Source organism: Mesorhizobium sp. M0618 (assembly GCF_040320765.1).
Classification (GTDB): Bacteria; Pseudomonadota; Alphaproteobacteria; order Rhizobiales; family Rhizobiaceae; genus Mesorhizobium.
In genome coordinates this window covers 43,143-64,796 of sequence record NZ_JAMYQH010000038.1, presented here as the reverse complement: position 1 = coordinate 64,796, position 21,654 = coordinate 43,143, and the positions used below count along the sequence as shown (strand labels likewise).

The 21,654-nt window shown below is 64.5% G+C and carries 22 protein-coding genes; 7 read left to right on the top strand and 15 right to left on the bottom strand.

Annotated features, from left to right (window positions below; all coding sequences use genetic code 11):
* Positions 1–128: 128 nt before the first annotated feature.
* Positions 129–395, bottom strand: a complete 267-nt coding sequence (locus tag NKJ04_RS29570) for a hypothetical protein (protein WP_023811237.1) — start codon at positions 393–395, stop codon at positions 129–131.
* Positions 396–526: 131 nt separating this feature from the next.
* Here NKJ04_RS29570 and gcvA point away from each other — a divergent pair, with 131 nt between their 5' ends.
* Entirely contained in the window at positions 527–1,462 is a 936-nt protein-coding gene (gcvA, locus tag NKJ04_RS29565; protein ID WP_023811236.1) for a transcriptional regulator GcvA, read from the top strand.
* Positions 1,463–1,550: 88 nt separating this feature from the next.
* Here gcvA and NKJ04_RS29560 read toward each other — a convergent pair whose 3' ends face one another.
* Genes NKJ04_RS29560 through tsaD form a run of 6 tightly spaced genes read right to left on the bottom strand, consistent with a single transcriptional unit; the run spans position 1,551 to position 5,564 of the window.
* Entirely contained in the window at positions 1,551–1,967 is a 417-nt protein-coding gene (locus tag NKJ04_RS29560) for a DUF1761 domain-containing protein (RefSeq protein ID WP_352555147.1), read from the bottom strand.
* A 52-nt stretch (positions 1,968–2,019) separates the two neighbouring features.
* Positions 2,020–2,676, bottom strand: a complete 657-nt coding sequence (locus tag NKJ04_RS29555; protein ID WP_352555167.1) for a class I SAM-dependent methyltransferase — start codon at positions 2,674–2,676, stop codon at positions 2,020–2,022.
* Positions 2,673–3,098, bottom strand: coding sequence for an EVE domain-containing protein (locus NKJ04_RS29550; protein ID WP_352555149.1), 426 nt, complete (start codon positions 3,096–3,098; stop codon positions 2,673–2,675). Before NKJ04_RS29550 ends, NKJ04_RS29555 begins: the two co-directional genes overlap by 4 nt.
* A gap of 36 nt (positions 3,099–3,134) precedes the next feature.
* Positions 3,135–3,431, bottom strand: coding sequence for a YciI-like protein (locus NKJ04_RS29545; protein ID WP_352678981.1), 297 nt, complete (start codon positions 3,429–3,431; stop codon positions 3,135–3,137).
* Positions 3,432–3,462: 31 nt separating this feature from the next.
* Entirely contained in the window at positions 3,463–4,482 is a 1,020-nt protein-coding gene (locus tag NKJ04_RS29540; RefSeq protein WP_352555151.1) for an NAD(P)H-dependent glycerol-3-phosphate dehydrogenase, read from the bottom strand.
* Positions 4,479–5,564 (bottom strand): tRNA (adenosine(37)-N6)-threonylcarbamoyltransferase complex transferase subunit TsaD, encoded by a 1,086-nt coding sequence (gene tsaD / locus NKJ04_RS29535; protein ID WP_352678992.1) that lies wholly within the window; start codon positions 5,562–5,564, stop codon positions 4,479–4,481. Before tsaD ends, NKJ04_RS29540 begins: the two co-directional genes overlap by 4 nt.
* Before the next feature lie 101 nt (positions 5,565–5,665).
* Here tsaD and hemC point away from each other — a divergent pair, with 101 nt between their 5' ends.
* The 6 genes from hemC (at position 5,666) to NKJ04_RS29505 (ending at position 11,778) form a co-directional block, all read left to right on the top strand.
* The gene (hemC, locus tag NKJ04_RS29530) at positions 5,666–6,592 is read left to right on the top strand and encodes a hydroxymethylbilane synthase (protein WP_352678978.1); all 927 of its coding nucleotides are present in this window, start codon (positions 5,666–5,668) and stop codon (positions 6,590–6,592) included.
* 1 nt (position 6,593) lies between these two features.
* Entirely contained in the window at positions 6,594–7,310 is a 717-nt protein-coding gene (locus NKJ04_RS29525; protein ID WP_352678975.1) for a uroporphyrinogen-III synthase, read from the top strand.
* Positions 7,311–7,420: 110 nt separating this feature from the next.
* Positions 7,421–8,917, top strand: a complete 1,497-nt coding sequence (locus tag NKJ04_RS29520; protein WP_352678972.1) for a COG4223 family protein — start codon at positions 7,421–7,423, stop codon at positions 8,915–8,917.
* A gap of 10 nt (positions 8,918–8,927) precedes the next feature.
* The gene (locus NKJ04_RS29515) at positions 8,928–10,529 is read left to right on the top strand and encodes a heme biosynthesis protein HemY (RefSeq protein WP_352678969.1); all 1,602 of its coding nucleotides are present in this window, start codon (positions 8,928–8,930) and stop codon (positions 10,527–10,529) included.
* Positions 10,530–10,566: 37 nt separating this feature from the next.
* Positions 10,567–11,046 carry a tellurite resistance TerB family protein gene (locus NKJ04_RS29510; RefSeq protein ID WP_127296572.1) on the top strand — a complete coding sequence of 160 codons (480 nt, stop codon included), beginning with the start codon at positions 10,567–10,569 and terminating at the stop codon, positions 11,044–11,046.
* A 15-nt stretch (positions 11,047–11,061) separates the two neighbouring features.
* Positions 11,062–11,778, top strand: coding sequence for a glutamine amidotransferase (locus NKJ04_RS29505; protein WP_352678966.1), 717 nt, complete (start codon positions 11,062–11,064; stop codon positions 11,776–11,778).
* 98 nt (positions 11,779–11,876) lie between these two features.
* Here the strand turns inward: NKJ04_RS29505 and NKJ04_RS29500 are convergent, their stop codons facing one another.
* The 8 genes from NKJ04_RS29500 to NKJ04_RS29465 form a co-directional block, all read right to left on the bottom strand.
* The gene (locus tag NKJ04_RS29500) at positions 11,877–12,185 is read right to left on the bottom strand and encodes an NIPSNAP family protein (RefSeq protein ID WP_352678963.1); all 309 of its coding nucleotides are present in this window, start codon (positions 12,183–12,185) and stop codon (positions 11,877–11,879) included.
* A gap of 48 nt (positions 12,186–12,233) precedes the next feature.
* Positions 12,234–13,472: an MFS transporter gene (locus NKJ04_RS29495; protein WP_352678960.1), complete on the bottom strand. Its 1,239-nt coding sequence runs from the start codon at positions 13,470–13,472 to the stop codon at positions 12,234–12,236.
* 163 nt (positions 13,473–13,635) lie between these two features.
* The gene (locus NKJ04_RS29490; RefSeq protein WP_352678957.1) at positions 13,636–14,736 is read right to left on the bottom strand and encodes an aminotransferase class I/II-fold pyridoxal phosphate-dependent enzyme; all 1,101 of its coding nucleotides are present in this window, start codon (positions 14,734–14,736) and stop codon (positions 13,636–13,638) included.
* A 282-nt stretch (positions 14,737–15,018) separates the two neighbouring features.
* Positions 15,019–15,480, bottom strand: a complete 462-nt coding sequence (locus NKJ04_RS29485) for a Ros/MucR family transcriptional regulator (RefSeq protein ID WP_023811220.1) — start codon at positions 15,478–15,480, stop codon at positions 15,019–15,021.
* Positions 15,481–15,695: 215 nt separating this feature from the next.
* Complete coding sequence (locus NKJ04_RS29480) at positions 15,696–16,415, bottom strand: ROK family protein (RefSeq protein WP_352612972.1); 720 nt, start codon at positions 16,413–16,415, stop codon at positions 15,696–15,698.
* A gap of 12 nt (positions 16,416–16,427) precedes the next feature.
* Positions 16,428–17,804 carry a glucose-6-phosphate dehydrogenase gene (gene zwf / locus NKJ04_RS29475; RefSeq protein ID WP_352678954.1) on the bottom strand — a complete coding sequence of 459 codons (1,377 nt, stop codon included), beginning with the start codon at positions 17,802–17,804 and terminating at the stop codon, positions 16,428–16,430.
* Positions 17,805–17,826: 22 nt separating this feature from the next.
* Entirely contained in the window at positions 17,827–18,840 is a 1,014-nt protein-coding gene (gene gnd, locus NKJ04_RS29470) for a phosphogluconate dehydrogenase (NAD(+)-dependent, decarboxylating) (RefSeq protein ID WP_352678951.1), read from the bottom strand.
* 49 nt (positions 18,841–18,889) lie between these two features.
* Positions 18,890–21,307 (bottom strand): glucan 1,4-alpha-glucosidase, encoded by a 2,418-nt coding sequence (locus tag NKJ04_RS29465; RefSeq protein WP_352678948.1) that lies wholly within the window; start codon positions 21,305–21,307, stop codon positions 18,890–18,892.
* Positions 21,308–21,654: the final 347 nt, after the last annotated feature.

Genomic DNA, 21,654 nt, shown 5'->3' with positions numbered 1-21,654 from the left:
TAGGGGAGTAGGGGAGTAGGGGAGTAGGGGAGTAGGGGAGTAGGGGAGTAGGGGAGTAGGGGAGTAGGGGAGTAGGGGAGTAGGGACAGTCCCGGCGCAGCCTTAATTTTTCCTATTCCCCTATTCCCCTATTCCCCTATTCCCCTACGACCAGGTTTCTGCCAACCGATGTCGAGCAGGCCCAGCCGGCCAAGTTCTCTGTCCATTGCGCGAGCGACGTCACGGCGCTCGCCGCCGATATCGCGCAGTTGGCGATCGGAGAGATCCTCGACGTCCTGGTAGGCAATGTCGCGGCGGGCGAGGCGTATCGCGACCCGGGCGTGGCGCAGCCAGTCGAGGGTTTCGGCCAGCCAGGCCGGGCGGGGTGTCGATGAATTCAAAACGATGATGGACATGGTTATGATCCGTTGTCTCCGGATATCAAATCCGGCTTGATGATGTGTCGATGATGGGATCATGCCAGATTGAAATCCCTGCGAGAAACGAGTAGTTTTCTCTGGATCATCAAGTTTTATTTGAGGATAGGATGGCTCGTCTTCTGCCCGGGACTCGTGCCTTGAGGACGCTGGAAGCAGCGGCCCGGCACCTCAATTTCACCCGCGCCGCCGACGAGCTCGGCCTGACACCGGCCGCCGTCAGCCATCAGATCAAGGAAATCGAGGATCAACTCGGGCTGGTGCTGTTCACACGCACCAGCCGCACCATCCGGCTCACCGAGGCGGGGACGGTGCTGTTCGACGCCTCGGCCGACGCGCTCGACCTGCTTGGCCGGGCCGTTTCGCGGGCGCAAAAGCTGGCGCGCGGCACCGCCCTTTTGAAGGTAACGCTCGACGCGCAGTTCGCGTCAAAATGGCTGATGCGACGCGTCGACGATTTTCGCAAGCATCACCCCGATATCGAATTGCGATTCGACATTGCCTATGAAGTGCGGGATTTCGAACTCGATGACATCGATGTCGGCATCCGTTTCGGCGCCGGCAAATATCCGGGTCTTCGCACCCACCGGCTGTTCGACAACATCCTCATTCCGGTGTGCAGCCCGAGCCTCTTGACGTCCGGTCCGCCGCTGCGTGAGCCGCGCGACCTCTTCAATCACACGCTTGCGCATATCGAATGGTCGCGGCAAGGCGTGACATGGCCCAACTGGCGGATGTGGATGGCGGCGGCCGGCATCAATGATTTCGACGACAGCCGGACCGTCGTCTTCGGAAACTCCACGGATGCCGTCCAGGCAGCGCTCGACGGCAATGCCGTTGCGCTCGCCGATTTCGCCATGGTGGCGAACGACCTTTCCCTGGGCAGGCTGGTGCAGCCTTTCGAACTCGGCCTGCGGGTGGCGCCCGAGTTCGCCTACTTCCTGGTCTATCCCGAAAATACCGGCGACGATCCGCGCATCGTCGCCTTTCGCGAATGGATGCTCGAGGAAGTCGCCAAGACGCGGACCACGGACAAAGGGCAGTAGGGCAGTAGGGCAGTAGGGCAGTAGGGATTGCAGTCGGTGCCGTTTGCCCCTATTCCCCTACTGCCTTACTGCCCTACTCCCTTCTTGATCAGCTTGCCGCCGCGCCGAACCAGCCGATCACGGCGCCGATGATCAGCAGCACGCCGAGCCAGTGGCCGCCGTCGATGAGGGTCAGGTCCCAGCCGAAATTCTCGTAGCGATGGTTGACCGAGAGCGTCGTGGCGACGAAACCCAGCCAGAGCACGAAGCCGAAGACAAGTCCGGCGAGCAATGTCGGCTCGCCGCCGGTCATCGCGCCGACGACCAGGGCCAATATGGTGGCCATGACCAGTTCGGCGATGAAGCTGATGACGAAGGGCAGCGGCGATTTTTTCATCGTCGCCGGATCGAGCTTGGCGGCCTTCAGCCACGCCTTGCTCAGGCCCATGTACCAGGCGGCGCCGAACAGCCACGCGGCGATCGCGGCAGCGACCACCGCCAGCCAGTTCACTGCTGAAAAATCCATGAGCTTCCCCCTCCAGATGCGAACTTGATGGAACGCCTGTTCGGCGTTGGCGTCAAGCAAACCGCCAGACAGTAGTATGCTTGACGAGCGCATCCTCCAGTGCCCGCGTGACGGCCACCTCATACACAGAAAGCGGCTCCAGCCCTGCCTTCGGCAGATACGACCGTCCGGGATCGCCGACGAGGATCTCGGCGCCGCGGGCCTTCAGCGTTGCGAACCATGGCATCAGCCGGTCCGCGAAAGATTTGTCGTAGAAAACATCACCGGCCAGGATCACGTCCCAACCTGCATCGGTGCCGATGCAATCCGTGCCGAGGAATTCGGTCCCGACACCGTTGATCTCGCTGTTGAGCCGGATCGCGGTGGCACAGAACGGATCGATGTCGGTTGCGATCACCTTGGCGGCACCTGCCTTGGCGGCAGCGATGGCGACAAGGCCGGAGCCGGAAGCGAAGTCGAGCACGCGCTTGCCCCGCACCGTGCCGGGATTGTCCAGGACATGGCGGGCAAGGCCCTGGCCGCCGGCCCAGGCAAAGGCCCAGAAAGGCGGTGGCAGGCCGATCTCGACCAGCTCATCCTCGGTCCGCTGCCACAAATCATGCGCTTCGTCGGCAAGATGAAGCAGGATCTCCGGCACGTGCGGCGGCGCCATCAGCGCCGTGTTGTCGAGAATGAATTGCCTCGCGCTGTTGGGCGTCAGCGCCGTCACGGAGCCGGCGTCAAGCCGCCCATGCGGCAGACTTCCTTCCACTCGGCCGGCGTCACCGGCTGCACGGAAAGCCGGCCGAGCCGCACCAGCGCCATGTCGGCAAGCTTCGGATTGGCCTTGACCTGTTCCAGCGTCGGCGGGTTCGGCACATCCCTTACGGCGCGGAGGTCGACGCATTCCCAGCGCGGATCGTCCGAGGTGGTGTCGGGATGGGCAAGCGCGCAGACTTCAGCGATGCCGACGACGTTCAGCCCTTCGTTGGAATGGTAGAAGAAGCCGAGATCGCCGATCTGCATGGCCTTCATGTTGTTGCGCGCGGCGTAGTTGCGCACGCCGTCCCATTGCGTGCCGGCCTTGCCCTTGGCCTTCAGCATCTCGAAGGAGAACTTGAATGGCTCGGATTTGAACAGCCAGTAGTTCATGTCTTTCTCCTCCTTGGAGTCGCGCGGCGACCGGGATTAACTAGCCGCCGGCTGGTTGAACGTCCAGTTCCACGGGCGGATTTCGACGCTTTCGAACAGCCCGGCCTTGGCGTAGGGGTCGGCCGCCGACAGAGCCTGCGCACCTGCCAGGTCGGACGCTTCAACGACCACGAGGCTGCCATTGGGCTTGCCCTCGGCATCAAGGAACGGGCCGGCGAAGGCCAGCTTCTTGTCGCCGTTCAACCCTTCGAGAAAGGCAATATGCTCGGGCCGCGTGTCGAGGCGCACCTGCAGGCTTCCGGGCTTGTCCTTGCAAATCACAGCAAACAGCATCTTTTTTCTCCTGATCGTTCAGTCGTGGGGATCAATCGTTGGTTTCGGTCTTCAGCGGCCGAGTCATCAAGGCCGTCACAGCCTGCCGGACGGTGATGGCACCGTCCAGTATGGCGGCGACGGCGGCAATGATCGGCGCGTCGATGTTGCGCTCGGTGGCGATGCGGGCAGCGATCGCCGCCGTCGGCACGCCTTCGGCGAGCGGCAATCCGGCAAGCGGCTTGCCTTGGCCGAGCGCCAGGCCATAGGCGAAATTGCGCGACTGGGTGGACGAGCAGGTCAGCAGCAGGTCGCCAAGGCCGGAAAGCCCCATCAGCGTTTCGGGCCTGGCGCCGAAGGCAGCGCCGATGCGGCGCAATTCGACAAAGCCGCGCGTCACCATTGCGGCCTGGGCGCTGGCCCCGAGACCTGCGCCAGCGACAGCACCTGCGGCAATGGCGAAGACGTTCTTCAAGGCGCCGCCGATCTCGACGCCGATCAGGTCGTCGTTCGAATAGCAGCGCAGGTTTTCGGCGGAAAAGCGGGCGGCGAGATCGGCGGCCAATGCCTCGTCGCGGGCAGCGACCACAACGGCCGTCGGCAGGCCGCGGGCGACGTCGGTGGCGAAGCTCGGACCCGACAGAGCGGCAACCGGATTTAGCGGCAGGATTTCTTCGACGATCGCCGACAGCAAGGCGCCGGTCTCGCTTTCGATGCCCTTGGCACACAGAACCAGCGGGACACCGGCCGGCATCTGGTCCTTCGCTGCCGCCAGCGTAGTCCGCAGCGACTGGGCCGGCGTCACCGCCAGCACGCAGTCGGCACCGTCGAGCGCGGCCTGGATGTTGCTCGTCGCCACGATGCCGGGCTGGAGCGCAATGCCCGGCAGATAGCGTGGATTTTCGCCGCGGTCGATCGCGGCGACGGTCTCCGGGTCGCGCGCGTAAAGGCGGACGAAATGGCCGGCGCGCAGCATGGCCAAGGCCAAGGCAGTGCCCCAGGCCCCGCCGCCGAGCACGGCAACGCGCCAGCCGGTTGGCGCGGTGTCGTTGCCGCTTGCCAGCTCGTTCATGCCTTGGCTCCGCGCCGGCCGGAGCCGACCATCGGCGCCGAGATGCTGTCCAGCGGCCAGCGCGAGCGCGGCACGAAATCGAAGCCGTTCTCCTGCGCCATGCCGGCGCGCAGCCGCTCGATGCCGGCCCAGGCGATCATCGCCGCATTGTCGGTGCAAAGCTTCAGCGGTGGCGCAATGAAGGTGAAGCCGGTCTCGGCACAGAGCCGCTCCAGCATGATCTTGATCGTGCGGTTGGCGGCGACACCACCGGCAACGACGAGGGCCGGGTTTTTCGTGCCGGGAAATGTCTCGCGAAAGCGCGTCAGCGCGCGGGAGACACGGTCGGCCAGCGCATCGGCCACCGCTGCCTGGAACGAAGCGCAGATGTCGGCGACGTCCTTGTCGCTCAGCGGCGCAATGGCGCTCGCCGCCTGGCGCACGGCGGTCTTGAGGCCGGAGAAGGAGAAGTCGGGCTGGGCCGAGCCCTTCATCGGGCGCGGAAAGGCAAAGCGCGAGGCATTGCCGGCCTGTGCCGCCTTCTCGACATTCGGTCCGCCGGGATAGGACAGGCCGAGCATCTTGGCCGTCTTGTCGAAGGCTTCGCCGAGCGCGTCGTCGATGGTCGTTGCCCAGCGCTGGTAGTCGCCGACGCCGCGCACGGCGACGATTTGCGTATGGCCGCCGGAGACCAGCAGCAAGAGATAGGGAAAGTCGAGCCCGTCGGTCAGCCTTGCGGTCAGCGCATGGCCTTCGAGGTGGTTGATGGCGATCAGCGGCTTGTTCGCCGCCGCGGCGATTGCCTTGGCGGTCATCAGCCCGACGATCAGCCCGCCGACCAGGCCGGGACCGGCTGTGGCGGCAATCGCGTCGATATCGGCGAGCGCCGTGCCCGAATCGGCAAGCGCCGCCTCGATGATGCCGTCCAGCGCCTCGACATGGGCACGCGCGGCGATTTCCGGCACGACGCCGCCGAACGCGGCATGCTCCTCGATCTGGCTGAGCACGATGTTGGACAGGATTTTTGGCGCGGCGTCGCCGTCGATGGCCACCACGCTGGCGGCGGTCTCGTCACAACTCGTCTCTATGCCCAGCACGCGGATCAATTCGTCGCTGTCCCTAAAGATTGTATCATGGGGCTTTCCCCGTTAGGAGAACCCCGGAAAAGCCTCGCTTGCCGGGGGGTTATCACGGACTGCGCGCCATGCAAACAATCTTGAGAATCGGAACACGCGGCAGCCCGCTGGCGCTGGCACAGGCGCATGAAGCACAGGCGCGGCTGATGGCCGCGCATGGCATGCCGGCGGAGGCGTTCGAGGTGGTCGTCATCTCGACCAGCGGCGACCGCATCCAGGACCGGCCGCTGTCGGAAGCCGGCGGCAAGGGCCTGTTCACCAAGGAGATCGAGGAGGCGCTGCTGGCGGGCCGGATCGATATCGCCGTGCATTCGTCGAAGGACATGCCGACGCAACTGCCCGACGGTCTCGAACTCTCGGCCTTCCTGCCGCGCGAGGACGCACGCGACGCCTTTGTCGGCAAGGCGGCGAAGACGATCGCCGAACTGCCGCGCGGGGCGAAAGTCGGGTCGTCGTCGCTGCGGCGGCAAGCGCTGATCCGCCGGATGCGGCCGGATCTCGACGTGGTGATGTTCCGCGGCAATGTGCAGACGCGGCTGCGCAAGCTTGAAGAAGGCGTCGCCGCCGGCACGATCCTGGCCTATGCCGGGCTGAAGCGGCTTGGGCTCGAGCATGTCGTCACCGACCTGATACCGCTCGATGTCTTCCCGCCGGCGCCGGGGCAAGGCGCGATCGGCATCGAAACCCGTATCGGCGACCGCGATGTCGAAAAGATGCTGGCAGCCGTCCATGATGTGCCGACCGGCCAGGCGCTGGCCTGCGAGCGTGCCTTCCTGGCGGCGCTGGATGGCTCCTGCCGCACGCCGATCGCCGGCTATGCGGCGATCGAGGCCGAAAAACTGTCTTTTGCCGGGCTGATCATCTCGCCCGACGGGACGCAATCGTACACGGTCGAGCTGCAGGGGCCGGCGCAAGACGCCGCCAGCATCGGCGGTGAAGCAGCCCGGAGTGTGCGTGCCAAGGCCGGCGAAAAGTTCTTCGACGGCTGGCTCTGAAATGCTTCGCGTCCTGGTGACCAGGCCGGAACCGGGTGCTTCGCGCACAGCGCATCGGCTTGAGGAGACGGGCTTTCAGCCGGTTCTTTTGCCCCTGACCGAAACAAAGGCGTTGCCCGTCGCCGCCGGACTGATCCCGGACAATGCCGTCGCGGTGGCCGTCACCAGCGCCAATGCCGTGCGCCATGCGCCGGAAGAAATCATCGCGACGCTCGCCGCCTTGCCTTGCCATGCGGTCGGCAAAAGGACGGCGCAAGCGGCGCGTCGAGCGGGGTTTTTGTCGGTCAGTGAAGGCCCGGGCGATGCGGAGGCGCTGGCCGACAGGCTCGCCGCCGATTTTTCTGGAAAGACGATTGTCTACCTCTGCGGGCGCGTGCGTTTTCCGGCGTTCGAACAGAGGCTCGGAACGGCGGGCGTTCGGGTCCACGCCGTCGAGACCTATGACACGCTGACAGTGGGCTATCCGGACGAAGTCATCCTCGAATGCCTGTCCGGGCAACCTGCCGACGCGGTATTGCTCTATTCAGCCAAGGCGGCGGCGGCGATGCAGACCTTGGCAAGACGGCCCGCTCTGCGCGGTCTCTTCGAAAAAACATGGGTTTTTGCGCTTTCCACTCGCATCGCCGCAGCCTTCGACGGTGTCGCCAGCGAAAGGATCCGCATTGCCGCGCAACCCGACGAGGATGGGCTGCTGGCGCTTTTGCAGGCGCCGCGCTGAGCCGCGTCATCACACCGCCCCTTTTCACCGCTTGGTGATGTGCTAGACCCTTTCTGAACCATCATGCGCCCCCAGGCGTTGAGACGAAGCGAATTGTGCGGAGCCCAGGCATGGTCAAGACGCCGAAGATGCGACACTCGAAAGGCCGCCGCGAGCCGGTGACCATCGATCTCGAGCCGGGCGCCGTCTCGCGCATCGCCGACGAGGACGCCGCCAGGCAGGAGGCCCGGACAGACGAGGCGAAGGCCGAGGAAGCAGCGAATGCTTCGCAGCCTAAGGTTCCCGAAGAGCCGGGTCACGCCGACCAGACCGATCTCGAGCCCTGGGAGCATACCGACGCCCGGGCCGAACCGGAGCAGCCGCCGGCAGCGGCGACAAAGCCCGCTAGCGAGGCCGAGATCCCCTATCCCGGATCGTCCGACGAGCCCGGATCGTTCGATGCGCCGGCCGGCAAGACCAAAGCCAATGACTACATTTTCGAGGACGCATCGGCGAAGCGCACGCAGACCGACGGCAACAAGGCAAAACCCGAGACACGGGACGAGAAAATGGCGCCACCCCCTGAAAAGCGCGGCGGCCTCAACGGCATCGCCGCCGGCATCATCGGCGGTGTCATCGCGCTGGTCGGCGCCGGCGGGCTGCAATTTGCCGGCCTGCTCGGCGCGCCGGGTTCCGGTGCCGGCATCTCGCTCGATAGCGTCAACGGCGACATCGCCTCGTTGAAGACCGAAATCGCCGGTTTGAAGGACGCCGGCGGCAACGGCGATGGAGCGGCCAAGATGGTCGGCCTGTCCTCCGGCCTGGAACAGGTCAAGGCCGATGTGGCGGCGCTGAAATCGGCTGTCGAGAAAGGTGGAGCAGGCGACGCAGCCGGGGTCGCCGCACTCGGCGACAAGGTCGCGCAGATCGAGACGGCGGTCGCCGCCCTCGGCAAGGCCGGCAGCTCGGCGCCGGTCGATCTCGGTCCGCTCAACGAGAAACTGGCAGGCCTCGACGCGCTGGTGAAGTCGGCCGGCGAGGCTACGACGGCGCAGGAGGGCCGGCTGACGGCGCTGGAGCAGTCTGTGTCGCAGCTGTCCGGCAAGGTCGAGGCGGCGGCGGGACAGCCGAAGATCGCGCTTGCCATCGCGGCGTCGGCCTTGAAGGCGGCGCTTGAGCGTGGCGGGCCGTTTTCGGCCGAACTCGAAACCCTCGCTGCGATTTCGCCCGATGCGCCGCAGCTTGCGGTACTGCGCCCCTATGCTGAAAAGGGCGTTCCGACCCGCGCCGAGATCGCATCGCAGGCTGATGCCGCCGCCAATGCCATGGTCACTGCCGCGACGCCCGTCGATGAGAATGCCGGCTTCCTGCAGAATCTGATGTCGAGCGCCGAATCGCTGGTCAAGGTCAGGCCGATCGGTGCCGTCGAAGGCGCCGGCGCACCGGAAACCGTCGCGCGCATGGAGGCGGCGGTCAACCAGGGCGACTACGCCAAGGCACTCAGCGAGTATGAAACGCTGCCCGAGGCCGCCAAGGCCGCTGGCGCGGACTTTGCCGGCAAGCTGAAAGCACGCATCGAGGTCGAAACCCAGGTCGATGCGCTGATCTCGGGCGCGATGAAGGCATGAGGGCAACACAATGATCCGCCTGCTCGCCTTCCTCATCGTCGTTTTCGCGCTCGGGCTGGGCTTTGCCTGGCTGGCCGACCGGCCGGGCGACATGGTCGTCACTTTCAACGGCTATCAATACCAGGTCAGCCTAATGGTGGCGGCGGTGGCCGTCGTTGCCGTGGTCGCCGCGGTGATGATCCTGTGGTGGCTGCTTAAGTCGCTGTGGAACAGCCCCTACACCATCTCGCGCTATTTCCGTGTCCGCCGCCGCGACCGTGGCTATCAGGCGCTGTCGACCGGCATGATTGCCGCCGGCGCCGGCGATGGCGCGCTGGCCCGCAAGAAGACCAAGGAAGCCGCCAAGCTGATCCGTTCCGACCAGGAGCCGCTAATCCACCTGCTGGAAGCACAGGCGTCGCTGCTCGAAGGCGATCATGAAGGCGCGCGACAGAAGTTCGAGAGCATGCTCGACGATCCCGAGATGCGGCTGCTGGGCTTGCGCGGGCTTTATCTGGAAGCCGAACGGCTCGGCGACCGCAACGCTGCCAGGCATTATGCCGGCCGCGCCGCGGTGATGGCGCCGCAGCTGGCCTGGGCAGCGGAATCGACGCTGGAAGAGCTGACCGCGCGCAGCGACTGGGACGGCGCCCTGAAACTGGTCGACGCGCAGAAATCGACACGGCAGATCGAACGCGATGCCGCCAACCGCCGCCGCGCCGTGCTGCTGACCGCCAAGGCGCAGGCGCTTGCCGATATCGATCCCGCCGCCGCCAGGACGGCGGCAATCGAGGCCAACAAGCTCAGGCCCGACTTCGCGCCCGCCGCCGTTGCCGCCGCGGCCGCATTGTTCAAGCAGAACGACGTGCGCAAGGGCTCGAAGATCCTCGAGGCGGCGTGGAAGGCGGAGCCGCATCCGGAGGTTGCCGAGCTCTATACCCATGCCAGGCCGGGCGACGCCGTGCTCGACCGCCTCAACCGGGCGAAGAAGCTGCAGGAAATGAAGAAGAACCACGCCGAGTCCTCGATGACGGTGGCGCGCGCCGCGCTCGACGCGCAGGATTATTCGACCGCCCGCCGCGAGGCCGAGGCGGCGATCCGGATGGACCGCCGCGAGGGCGCCTATCTGCTGCTCGCAGACATCGAGGAGGCCGAGACCGGCGATCAGGGCAAGGTGCGGCAGCTGCTGTCCAGGGCGGTGCGGGCGCCGCGCGATCCGGCCTGGGTCGCAGACGGCGTGGTGTCGGAACGCTGGGCGCCGGTGTCGCCGATCACCGGCCGGCTCGACGCCTTCGAGTGGCGCGCGCCGATGGAGCGTCTTGGCCAGTTGATCGACAGCCATGATGACGTGCCCGCCAGCGCGGCGCCGGTCATCGAAGCATTGGCAAAGCCGACGAGCGAAAAAAGGCCGGTCGAGGTGATCGATGATGCCGGTCCTGACACGTTTGCGGGCAAGGATGCCGAGCGCCACGAGGATCATGTCAGGCCGATCACGGCAGCGGCCTTCGCCGCGGTGCCGAGTGATGCGGAGGGCGTCGAGCCGGCCGAGGAGCTTGCGCGGCTGCCGGACGATCCCGGCGTCGATCCGGACGAGGAAGCGGAGAAATCGCCGCGCCGGTTTCGGTTGTTTTGAGTTGGGCAGGCCGTCAGGCCGTTGGGGTATGGGATCTATGTTTGAACGCGTTCTGTCGTTTCTCAGGGATTTGCCGGCCGGTGCCGGCACGCATGCCAGCACGGACGATCCGCGCATCGCGGCTTCGGCGCTGCTCTACCATGTGATGAACGCCGATGGCGTGCGCCAGGATGTCGAGTGGGAGCGGTTCAAGGCGGTGCTGGCGGAGAGCTATTCGATCAGCGGCGCCGAACTCGAGGCGCTTGCCGCCGCCGGCGAGCGGGCCGACAATGAGGCGATCGATCTCTATGCCTTCACCAGTGTTTTGAAGCGCCATCTCGATGCCGATGCGCGCAAGGCCTTCATCGGCCTGATGTGGGAAATCGTCTATGCCGACGGCGAGTTGCACGAGCTCGAGGACAACACCGTCTGGCGCGTCGCCGAGCTGATCGGCGTCGAACGCCATGATCGCGTCGAGGCGCGCCGCAAGGCAGCGGCGCACGCGCCCGGCGCCACCGGAACATCGAGCGACGAATAGGATCTTCGCCTTCCCATGCCGCGCCAAACGAGTTCGAAGCCAAAGATCCTGATCGTGCTGCATCAGGAGAGTTCGAGCCCGGGACGTGTCGGACACATGTTGCTGGAAGAAGGGTTCGATCTCGATATCCGCCGGCCGCCGCTTGGCGACGCCTTGCCCGAAACACTGGACGACCACGCCGGCACGGTGGTGTTCGGCGGCCCGATGAGCGCCAATGACGAGGACGAGTTCGTTCGCCGCGAGACCAGCTGGCTGGAAATACCGCTGAGGGAGAACCGGCCATGTCTCGGCATCTGTCTCGGCGCGCAGATGCTGGTCAACTGTCTCGGCGGTAAGGTCGAGGGTCACGGTGAAGGGCTGGTCGAGGTCGGCTGGTATCCCCTGAAGGCGACCGAAGCCGGCAAGCAACTGATGCACTGGCCGGAGATGGTCTACCAGTTTCACCGCGAGGGTTTTTCGCTGCCCAGGGACGCGACGCTGCTGGCGACCGCCGAAACCTATCCCAACCAGGCCTTCCGCTACGGCGACAATGCCTGGGGCATCCAGTTCCATGGCGAACTGACCAGGGTGATGATGCAGCGCTGGGTGGTGCGCGGCGCGCATCGCTTCGAATTGCCCGGCGCCCAGCCCGGCCGCGACCATCTCGGCGGCCGGCTGATCTGGGATATGCATCTCAAGCGCTGGCTGGACGAGTTCCTGCGGATGATTTTCGGCAAGCCGAGCAATAGCTAATGCATGTCGCCCAAAAGTGACCTCTGTGTTGGGAAGACGACATGCATAAAACAAAGATCTAAAGCGCGGCGCGTGAATCTGTTTCGACGCGACGCCTTTTAAGGTTCGAGCACCGGCCGCAGGAAGCTGCGCTCGTAGCTGAGAATGCTGCGATTGCGTTTTTCCATTTCAAACACTTCCTGGCATTCAGGGTCGGCAGCCATCCGTTTGCGATAATCCTCGTAGTCGGCAAGGCTCGGAAAACTGAACATGGCAAAAGCGATATTGTTAGCCCCCTCGCTCGGAAGGAAATAGCCGTGATGGTTTCCGCCGAGGCGATTGACCAGGCCTATCCAGCGACGGCCATAATCTTCGAACTCGGCAAGCTTGTAGGGGTCAATGATGTATTTCAGGTAGCAAGTGATCATGAGAGCTCCTGTATAGGCGAGGCATGTCGGCTGTCAGCCATAAGAAGATCAGTTGCGTCCGTTGAGGTGGCGCACCTTGCGCAGTTGCGGGAACAGCACCATCCACAGGCCCGCGACGGCGATGGCGCCGATGCCGCCGATCACCACGGCCGGCACCGTGCCGATCAGTGCGGCCATCGTGCCGGCGCGGAATTCGCCGACCTCGTTGGAGGCTCCGACAAAGACCTGGTTGACGGCGTTGACGCGGCCGCGCACCTCGTCGGGCGTCCACAGCTGGATCAAGGTCTCCCTGATGTAGACGCTGAACATATCGGTGGCGCCAAGGAAGACCAGCGCCACGATCGACAGCCAGGTGATGGTGGAAAGGCCGAACAGCACGGTGAAGGCGCCGAACGAGGCGGCGGCGGCCAGCATGATCATGCCCGCGTGGTTGCGGAGCGGATGCCCGGCCAGCCAGATGGCGACGCAAATGGCGCCGATGCTGGGCGCCGATCGCAGCAGGCCGAGACCCCAGGGGCCGAGCTGGAGGATGTCGCGCGCATAGACCGGCAGCAGCGCCGAGGCGCCGGACAGGAGCACGGCGAACAGATCGAGCGAGATGGCGCCGAGCACGATCTTCTCGCTCCAGATGTAGCTGAACCCGCCGAGCAGGTGCTGCATCGTCGGCTTGTCCGACTCGGTGCGCTGCGACGGCTTCGGGATGGTGAAGATCAGCAGCCCGGACACGAGCATCAGGACGGCCGCGGTTCCGTAGGCCGCTTCCGGCGACACGCCGTAGAGCAGGCCGCCGGCTACCGGGCCGACGATGGTCGCCGTCTGCCAGGCCGATGAATTCCAGGCGATGGCGTTGGCGAAATCCTGAGGCGGCACCAGATTGGCGAACAGCGAGGCGGAGGCCGGACCGAAAAAGGCGCGGGCGACGCCGAACATGGCCAGCACGCAGAAGATCGGCAGCGGCCCGCTGATGCCGCGCAGCGTCAGGAACAGCAGCGCCAGCGCGCACATCGCCTCCACCACGACCGCCAGCGCCATGATCAGGCGGCGGCCGAAGCGATCAGCGACGACGCCGGTGACCAGCACCAGAAGCAGCGACGGCAGGAACTGGACGATGCCGACAAGGCCGAGATCGAGCGGGTCGCGGGTCAAATCGTACATCTGCCAGCCGACCGCGACAGACACGATCATGGTGGCGAATGTGGTGAGGAAACGCGCCGCCCAATAGCTCAGGAAGGAGCGATGGCGGAACGCGGCGTAGCGCTGGTCAGATGATATCTGTTCGGCTGTCATGGATTTAAGAGGCCCCGTTCGAATGGCATCAGCTGGCGGGGCACTTCCACGTTGGGCGCTGGTCCGGCTGACGGAACTTTTAGCTCGGTTCGCCGCCGATATGCGTTAAAATCAGTGCTGGATCAAGGAATTTTCAGCCCGTTCCGTCGCCGGCACGCGTAAGTTACTGCCGCAGCGCGGCGGAGATGGCATCAAGGCCGCCGCGCAATTCGGCTTCCGTCGGCCAGCCAAAGCCGACGCGGAAGAAGCGCTTCTCCATCTCGAACCAGTGGCCGGGTCCGACATAGGTGCCATGGTTTTCCAGCAGGTTCACATAGAACCGGTCGAGGTCGAAGCCGGGTTCGACATTGAGGCGCGGGAAGCCTACGACGCCACCTTCGGGCCGCACCCAGTCGACCAGCGGTTCGCGATCGATCCAGGCCTGGACGATGTCGCGGCGCCCCGCCATTTCGGGCAGCAGCGTCGCCAGGAAAGCGTCCCGGCGCTCGAGCATGCCGCGGGCGATGCCTTCGTCGATAACGCTGCCGCAGATGCCGATCTGCTCCTTGGCGGCGAGGAATTTTTCCTGAAGCTCAGCGTCCCTGGTGATCAGCCAACCGATGCGGATACCAGGAATGCCGAAGGCCTTGGACAATGACGAGACGCTGATCGCCTTCGGGCTCAGTGAGGCAGCAATCGGCAGCCGCCGGCCGTAGGAAAGGTCGCGATAGGTCTCGTCGACCAGCAGACGGCAATTGCTGCTTTCGGCAAGCGCCACCAGGGCATCGAGTTCGGCTCGGCTCATCATCGTGCCGGTCGGGTTGTGCGGGCAGGTGACGCTGATCAGCTTCGTGTCCGGCCGCATCGCCGCCTTGACGCGTTCGACATCGATGGCAAAGCCTTCCTCGAAGGCCAGGTCGACAAAGCCGATGGCGCAGCCGATCGCCCTTGGGGTTTCGATGTTGGTGGCGTAGTTGGGCCTGATGACGACGAGATGGTCATTGGCCGACAAGAGCGAGGTCGAGATGATGAACAGCGCGCCCGCGGCACCGGCAGTGACCAGGACATCATCCGGTGAAATGCCGGCATCCTGCGCCGAGATCAGGGCACGCAACTGCTTGTCGCCGCGATGCTCGCCATAGAAAAGCGTGAGATCAGGCAGCGACAGGCCGATGTCGGAGAGCTTCTGGTCGGCGATCGAACTTTCCGAAAGATTGTAGCGGATACGGTCGTAGCCGTATTCTTCCGGCGCCTCTTTCTCGATCACCATCCTGGTGTAGTTCATGGCTCACTCCCCAAGAGCAGTTCACCGTTTCACGGAAACGGCGACCCGCTCTAACTCCTTGTTTTTACGCAATTCCGGACGGAAAACCGTTTCACACTTTTCCTGGAATTGCTTTAGGAACCCGTCCGTCCATCCAGCCATAAAAACCTGAAGCCTGCCAAGGCGGATTCGCCGGCAGGCTTCTGTTCCAGTCGTCCTAACTGTTGGCTCAGGACTGAATTAGGTCTTTGCTTTAGGCAGGTCGTTGTCGCAAAACCGCTGCGCACTTTTGGGCGACATGCCTCAGGCCGAGGCCTTGGCCTTCCTGCCCTTGGCGGGTGCCTTCACGGGGGCCGCCTTGCGGCCGAGCCCGATCGATTTCGCCAGCAGCGAACGCGAGGCCGCGTAGTTGGGAGCGACCATCGGATAGTCCGACGGCAAGCCCCATTTGGCGCGATAGGCGTCCGGCGTCAGGCCGAAATGCACGCCCAGGTGACGCTTCAGCGATTTGAACTTCTTGCCGTCTTCGAGGCAGATGATGAAATCGGGCGTCACCGACTTCTTGGGGTTGACCGCCGGGACCAAGGGGGCAGCCACCGGGACCGCAGGCTTGCCGAGCCCGTTTATCGAGGCGCTGACGCTGGCGATGAGGTCGGCCAGGCCGGAGGCGGGCAAGCGGTTCTTCTCGACGTAAGCGGACACGATGTGAGCGGTCAGCTCGAGCAGATCGATGTCTTTACGGGCACTGTTGCTATCGTCGGTCACTCTATTTCTCCGTCTACAGCGAATGACCTGAAAATCGGATTCGACTTCCGGAAAGGATCATGCGCGAAATCAAAATGCTATGGCGTCCTTCGTGCGTCCACGGGACGAATGGCGTTGGTGTAGCGCGGAATTCCTAGTCGGCAAATCTGCGTATTGCAACGACTTGATGGCATATCACACGTTATTTTGAACAACTATATTAAACAATAACAGTATCAGACTATCAGCGCCTTGTCGCGCCACAAACGAAACCCGCCTTCGAAGGCGCGTGTGTTGTCGCCGCGCCTGGAGTCGGCGGGCAATTCATCGAGCTTGTCGACGTTGCCGCCGCCAATCACGACATAATCCGGCTGCATGGCGGCACGGAGCCGGTCGACGACGTCGAAGACGTATTTGCGCCATTTCTTCTTGCCGCGCTTTTCCAGGCCGCGTTCGCCGACATAATCCTCGAAACTCCTGCCCTTCTTGTAGGGCAAATGCGCGAGTTCCATCGGTTGGGCGACGTTGTCGGCAATCATCGCCGCACCGAGACCGGTGCCGAGCCCGAGGAACAGCATACGCCCGCCCTCGTAGCTGCCGATGGCCTGCATCAGCGCGTCATTGACCACTTTCACCGGTTTGCCGAACGCGCCCGCAAAGTCGAATCCAGCCCAGCCCGTGCCGAGATTGGCGGGGTCGGCGAGCGGCCTGTTGTGATTGACCGGGCCGGGATAGCCCATCGAGACGACGTCGTAGGACAGGCCTTCGGCGAGCTTGTTGACCGTATCGATCATCTGCCGCGGCGTCAGGCCCGGCCCCGAATCGGCGCGGCGCTCCTCGCCCCCGGCGCTGGTGAGGATCTTGACGTGCGAGCCGCCGATGTCGATCGTGAGCACGATTTTTTCAGTGTCCGGCTTCTCGGTGCCCGATGCTGGTTGCTTCACTTTCTTGGCCATCGTGTGATCCTCTCACTTCACCGGATCGATCCAGCCATTGGGCGGTCCGAACCCGGCCATGACGTCCGCGGGTCCCCATGTGAGCGGCTCGTAGAGGTGCGGCGGCGTGGTGTCGCCAAGCACCGGGCCGACGATGCGCCAGGCCAGTTCGCTGGCGTCCTGGCGGGTGAACAGCTGGCCGTTGCCGTTCATGGCATCACCGATCAGCCGCTCGTAGGGCGGCATGTCGCTTTTGCTGTCGTCGAGCGCCGTCAATTCCACCTGCTCGCCGATCATGTCGTCGCCCGGCGCCTTGCGCTGTGCTCCGATGGCGATCACCACCTGCGGGTCGATGCGGAAGCGGACGTAGTTCTGGTCGGCGGGCTTGATCGGATCGAAGACATCGAGCGGCGGCCGCTTCAGCCGCACCACCACTTCGGTGACGTGCACCGGCATGTTCTTGCCGGCGCGGATGAAAAACGGCACGTCCTGCCAGCGCCAGGTGTCGACGAAGAAACGCACCGCCGCGAAGGTCTCGACCGGCGAGTTCGGCGCCACGCCCGGTTCGGTGAGATAGCCGGTGAACTGGCCACGCACGACATCGTCTTTTGTCAGCGTCCTGATCGCGCGCAGCACTTGCACCTTCTCGTCGATCAGATCGTCGGCGGAACGGCCGACAGGCGGCTCCATGGCAAGCAGCAACAGGATGTTGAGCAGATGGTTCTCGATGACGTCCCTGATGCAGCCGACATCGTCATAGAAACGGCCACGTCCCTCGACGCCGAAATCCTCGGCCATGGTGATCTGCACGCTTTCGACGTAGTTGCGGTTCCAGATCGGCTCGAGGAAGGAATTGGCGAAGCGGAAATAGAGCAGGTTCTGGATCGCTTCCTTGCCCAGATAATGGTCGATACGGAAGATCGACTGTTCGTCGAACACCAGATGCAGGACGCGGTTCAGCCAGCGCGCCGATTGCAGATCGTGACCGAAGGGCTTTTCCACCATCAGCCGTGCGCCATGCGCGGTGCCTGATTGCTCCAGCCCCTGGACGACGGTCTCGAACATGGTCGGCGGCACCGCCATGTAGTGCAGCGGCCGCTGTGCGGTGCCGAGCGCGCTCTTCAGTTTCTCGAACGTCGCTCCATCGCGGTAGTCGCCGCTGACGTAGCGCAGCAACGAGGCGAATTTGGCGAACGCTTTCTCGTCGATCTTGCCGAGCGCATTGACGATGCCGTCGCGGGCGCGCGCCTGCAACTGCTTGAGATCCCAGGCGTCGAAGGCGACGCCGATCACCGGCTCGGTGAGCGTGCCCTTGGCGACCATCTGGTAAAGGGCTGGAAATATCTTCTTGTGGGCGAGGTCGCCGGTGGCCCCGAAGAGCACCAGCGTGTCGGACCGTTCCTGGCTCATGCGCGTGTCTTTCCCCGTGTCGTCACTTGCCGGCCTTCGGCTTCTCGACATGGCCGCCAAAGGCATAGCGCATGGCGGAGAGCAGCTTGTCGGCGAATTCGGATTCGCCCTGCGAGGAGAAGCGGTCGAACAGCGCCGAGGACAGCACCGGAGCCGGCACGCCGGTGTCGATAGCCGCCTTCAGCGTCCAGCGGCCTTCGCCGGAATCCGAGACGCGGCCGCCGAAATTCACCAGGCTCGGATCGCTTTTCAAGGCGCCGGCCGTCAGGTCGAGCAGCCAGGAGCCGATAACGCTGCCATGCCGCCAGACCTCGGCCACCTGGGGAAGGTCGATGTCGAACTGGTAGTATTGCGGGTTTTCCAGCGGACTGGTCTCGGCGTCCGCCGTCCGTTGCCGCTTGCCGGCATTGGCCGACTTCAGGATGTTCATGCCTTCGGCATAGGCGGCCATGACGCCATATTCGATGCCGTTGTGCACCATCTTGACGAAGTGGCCGGCACCGCTCGGTCCGCAATGCAGATAGCCGAAGGGTGCAGTCCCGGCATCCGCAGGCGGATTGGAGCCGGCATCGGCGCCCGGTGCCAGCGTGGCGAAGATCGAATCGAGGTGTTGCACCGCCACGTCGGGGCCGCCGATCATCAGGCAGTAGCCACGTTCCAGGCCCCAGACGCCGCCACTGGTGCCGACATCGACAAGATGGATACCCTTGCCGGCCAGTTTCGCGGCCTGGTCGACGGCGTCGTGGTAATAGGAATTGCCGCCGTCGATGACGATGTCGCCGGGCTCCATCAGGGCCGCCACCTGGTCGATGATCCTGCCGGTGATCGCCGCCGGCAGCATCAGCCACACACAGCGCGGCTTGGCCAGCTTGCCGACGAATTCTTCCATCGAGGCCGCCCCTGACGCGCCGTCGGTCACCAGGGCGGCGACGCTGGCCGGGTTGATGTCGTAGACGACGCATTCGTGGCCGTCGCGCATCAGGCGCCGGACCATGTTGGCGCCCATCCGGCCCAGTCCCATCATTCCGATCTGCATGGTTTCGTCCCTGTTTCCTAAGAGATTTGCGGGGTTATCGAGGGAAGGTCTACTGGCTGCCCTGCTCGCCTGATATGACGGAGAAGTCGACATTCTCCCAATCGCCGGTTGCGGGCCAGAAAAAAGTGAAGATCAGCGTGCTTCCCTCGGAGAGGCTTGCCGCAGGCAGATCGGCAAGATGGATGCCGAAGGCGTTCTCCACCGTCTGGCTGTCATGGGCGGTTGCCCAGTTGTCGGTGCTCCAGTGGACTGTAGCCGGGTCCAACAATTCGACACGCAGCGTCTTGCCCTCCGGCATGGTGCGGATCTTGTTGTTGAACCGCCAGGTTCTGAACGGCGATACGGTCTTGTCCTCGATATAGCGCTTGACGCCTTGCGGCGGCATGTCGAAGACCGCGCCGTCGCGCAGCGAGCGCAGCAGCTTGATATGCTCCGAATGCGCCCAGACCAGCGGCATGGCGCTGCCCGAGGGGCGGCCGTGCAGCAGTTCGCGTTCCGGCAGATCGGCGCCGTCCCAGACCTGCTCCGGCAACAGGCCGCCCGATCCGGCCGAGCCTTCCAGCGCTGCCAGCAGGCTGGCTGCCTTTTCCTCGTGTCCAGCCGCCAGCTCATAGTGGGCGCGTTCGCCGGCCAGCAGCGGCCAGGGGCGACCCTGGCCGGTGCCATCGAAGGGTGCGCCGTCTTCGTGCTCGCCGTAGCCGTCACCATTGTAGCGATACCAGAGCGGCCCTTGCGGCAGATCGCAGCGCAATTGCGCGTCGATGACCTTGACCGTGTCTGCCATGCGCGGATCGTCGGCTGCCCGCAGACCGAAGCGGACAAGTGCCAGCGCATCCGGGCTGACGATCTCCTTGGCGGGCCGATCCGTGTCGCCGGGCGGCCGGTTCTTGATCGGGACATAGCCGTCCTTCGGCGAACCGGCCTCGGCGCTATCGGGCGACGCGATGCGGACATAGTAACCGTCGACGCCGACTTGACTGCAGGTCGCCGTGCCGGTGACGTATGTCCAGCGCTCGACCTGATCGTTCCAGACGTCTGATGTCTCGCGCAGATAGGTCGCGGCGTCTGTCTTGCCGCAGGCGTCGAGCAGGTCTGCCGCGGCAAGCATTGCGGCGATTTCGACCGCCAGCGTGAACGGGCTGTAGCCGGCATCCTCTTCCCAGCGGTCCTCGGCGGTGACGGGTCCGTTGCGCACGACATAGCCGGCGGCGCGCTCGATCATCGGCAGGAAGGTCATGAGCCTGGCGCGCGGCAAATGGCCGGCGCGGCGCAAAGCATCGGCCAGCAGCAGCGGAAAGGCGCATTCGTCCATCTGGATGCCGGGCCAATAGGCCGATCCGTCGAGCCAGGCGTTCTGCGGCCAATGGCCGTCCGGCTGCTGGATGGAGCTGAGGTAATCGAGGATTTGCAGAGCCGAGGCAGCATCGCCGGCAGCAAGAAAGCCGCCCGCCGTCTCGACCAGATCGCGCGGCCAGACCAGATGGTAGCCGCCGAGGTCGTCGTCACCCTTGTTGAAGCCCCACGGGATCGACAGGCTGGCGACCGCGGCGCCCGGTGTGGCGATCGACCGGTGCGTCGCCAGTACCGCCGTCGAGATGCGATAGAAGTTGATCCCGGGCACCGCGTGCCGGTCCAGCGGCAGCAAGCCCTTTTGCCAATTGCGCCAGTTCTGGAGGTAGGATTTCGCCGCGGGTTCAGAACCCTGCTTCAGGCTGGCGAAAGCATGTTCCGCCGCCTCGTCCGGCGTCGCTCCAAACCCCAGCGCCAGCAAGGCCTTGGTCTCGGTGGCGGAAAAGCCGATCTCGCCCGTCAGCGCGACATTGCCGTCCTCGGCCCGCTGGCAAGCCCGATCGAGTTCTCCGGTGTTGTGGAGTTGCTGCCAACCGTCGGAAAAGCCGACATAGCCGGCCGAACCGGTTCGCCAGGGCAGCGACGAGGCCAGAGCCAGGCAAGAGCCGCGTCCCGAGGCGAACAGCACGGGCTTTCCCTCGTGCTCGCCGACCCAGGCGGTGTTGCCCATGCCGGCATTGACCAGATGCGGCGCCAGAAGCGCGTAGACGCGGTAGTCACCGGGCACCCCTTTCAGCGCCGTGAAGGTGATTTCCTGCAGCAGCGCCGGGCGCGCCGGGTCGGCGAGGATGCGCTTTTCGATCCGCCAGGCGCCGTCATTCGCCGTGTTGACCAGCCGGTAGGCGGGCACGCCGTCCTCGAACGGTTCGATCGTATGCACGGCATCGCGTTTCTCTTCCGAGAAATAGCCGCCGGGGCCGGTGACGATCAAGCCGAGGTCGCGGGTGCAGGCGCTGTCGACGCGCGGATAGTAGATTTCGTTGAGGATGCCGTGGCTGATCGTGAACCAGATCCGGCCGGCCGGCGAAAGCGACGTTCCGACGCCACTCTTGGCGCTCGATGTCCAGCGCGCCGGGATTCCCGGGGCGCCCGGAGCAACGTTTTGCGTCACTGGCATTCTGTTTCGGTCTCCTGGCCTCCTCCCTAGACCAGGACGCGAACCCTTTACAATCATTGCACCGCAAGTTGATCGGGCGGGCCAACGGCAGGGCAACGAACTCGGGCTGACGGGTTTCTTCGGAGCCTTCGCCCGCGCGTAGCTGACGAAGCATCAAACGAAAACCCGCCTGTGCGGCGGGTCACTGGCGCAAATCAGCACCATGGACAAAAATGTACCATAGCTGAGGGCACGCAGTCAAGAAAAAATTCCTATACCGCCACAAGGCTGCCGACACCGCCGAGCTGTCGTCAGTTATGGCCAACGGCGCCGTCGTTGACAGCGGCGGCGGCATGCGTCCACTATTT

What these genes read in the sequence shown, in the direction of transcription:
- NKJ04_RS29570 (WP_023811237.1), bottom strand. Translation starts at nt 395, where the DNA reads ATGTCCATCATCGTTTTGAATTCATCGACACCCCGCCCGGCCTGGCTG.
- gcvA (WP_023811236.1), top strand. Translation starts at nt 527, where the DNA reads ATGGCTCGTCTTCTGCCCGGGACTCGTGCCTTGAGGACGCTGGAAGCA.
- NKJ04_RS29560 (WP_352555147.1), bottom strand. Translation starts at nt 1,967, where the DNA reads ATGGATTTTTCAGCAGTGAACTGGCTGGCGGTGGTCGCTGCCGCGATC.
- NKJ04_RS29550 (WP_352555149.1), bottom strand. Translation starts at nt 3,098, where the DNA reads ATGAACTACTGGCTGTTCAAATCCGAGCCATTCAAGTTCTCCTTCGAG.
- NKJ04_RS29545 (WP_352678981.1), bottom strand. Translation starts at nt 3,431, where the DNA reads ATGCTGTTTGCTGTGATTTGCAAGGACAAGCCCGGAAGCCTGCAGGTG.
- NKJ04_RS29540 (WP_352555151.1), bottom strand. Translation starts at nt 4,482, where the DNA reads ATGAACGAGCTGGCAAGCGGCAACGACACCGCGCCAACCGGCTGGCGC.
- hemC (WP_352678978.1), top strand. Translation starts at nt 5,666, where the DNA reads ATGCAAACAATCTTGAGAATCGGAACACGCGGCAGCCCGCTGGCGCTG.
- NKJ04_RS29525 (WP_352678975.1), top strand. Translation starts at nt 6,594, where the DNA reads ATGCTTCGCGTCCTGGTGACCAGGCCGGAACCGGGTGCTTCGCGCACA.
- NKJ04_RS29520 (WP_352678972.1), top strand. Translation starts at nt 7,421, where the DNA reads ATGGTCAAGACGCCGAAGATGCGACACTCGAAAGGCCGCCGCGAGCCG.
- NKJ04_RS29515 (WP_352678969.1), top strand. Translation starts at nt 8,928, where the DNA reads ATGATCCGCCTGCTCGCCTTCCTCATCGTCGTTTTCGCGCTCGGGCTG.
- NKJ04_RS29510 (WP_127296572.1), top strand. Translation starts at nt 10,567, where the DNA reads ATGTTTGAACGCGTTCTGTCGTTTCTCAGGGATTTGCCGGCCGGTGCC.
- NKJ04_RS29505 (WP_352678966.1), top strand. Translation starts at nt 11,062, where the DNA reads ATGCCGCGCCAAACGAGTTCGAAGCCAAAGATCCTGATCGTGCTGCAT.
- NKJ04_RS29500 (WP_352678963.1), bottom strand. Translation starts at nt 12,185, where the DNA reads ATGATCACTTGCTACCTGAAATACATCATTGACCCCTACAAGCTTGCC.
- NKJ04_RS29495 (WP_352678960.1), bottom strand. Translation starts at nt 13,472, where the DNA reads ATGACAGCCGAACAGATATCATCTGACCAGCGCTACGCCGCGTTCCGC.
- NKJ04_RS29490 (WP_352678957.1), bottom strand. Translation starts at nt 14,736, where the DNA reads ATGAACTACACCAGGATGGTGATCGAGAAAGAGGCGCCGGAAGAATAC.
- NKJ04_RS29480 (WP_352612972.1), bottom strand. Translation starts at nt 16,415, where the DNA reads ATGGCCAAGAAAGTGAAGCAACCAGCATCGGGCACCGAGAAGCCGGAC.
- zwf (WP_352678954.1), bottom strand. Translation starts at nt 17,804, where the DNA reads ATGAGCCAGGAACGGTCCGACACGCTGGTGCTCTTCGGGGCCACCGGC.
- gnd (WP_352678951.1), bottom strand. Translation starts at nt 18,840, where the DNA reads ATGCAGATCGGAATGATGGGACTGGGCCGGATGGGCGCCAACATGGTC.
- NKJ04_RS29465 (WP_352678948.1), bottom strand. Translation starts at nt 21,307, where the DNA reads ATGCCAGTGACGCAAAACGTTGCTCCGGGCGCCCCGGGAATCCCGGCG.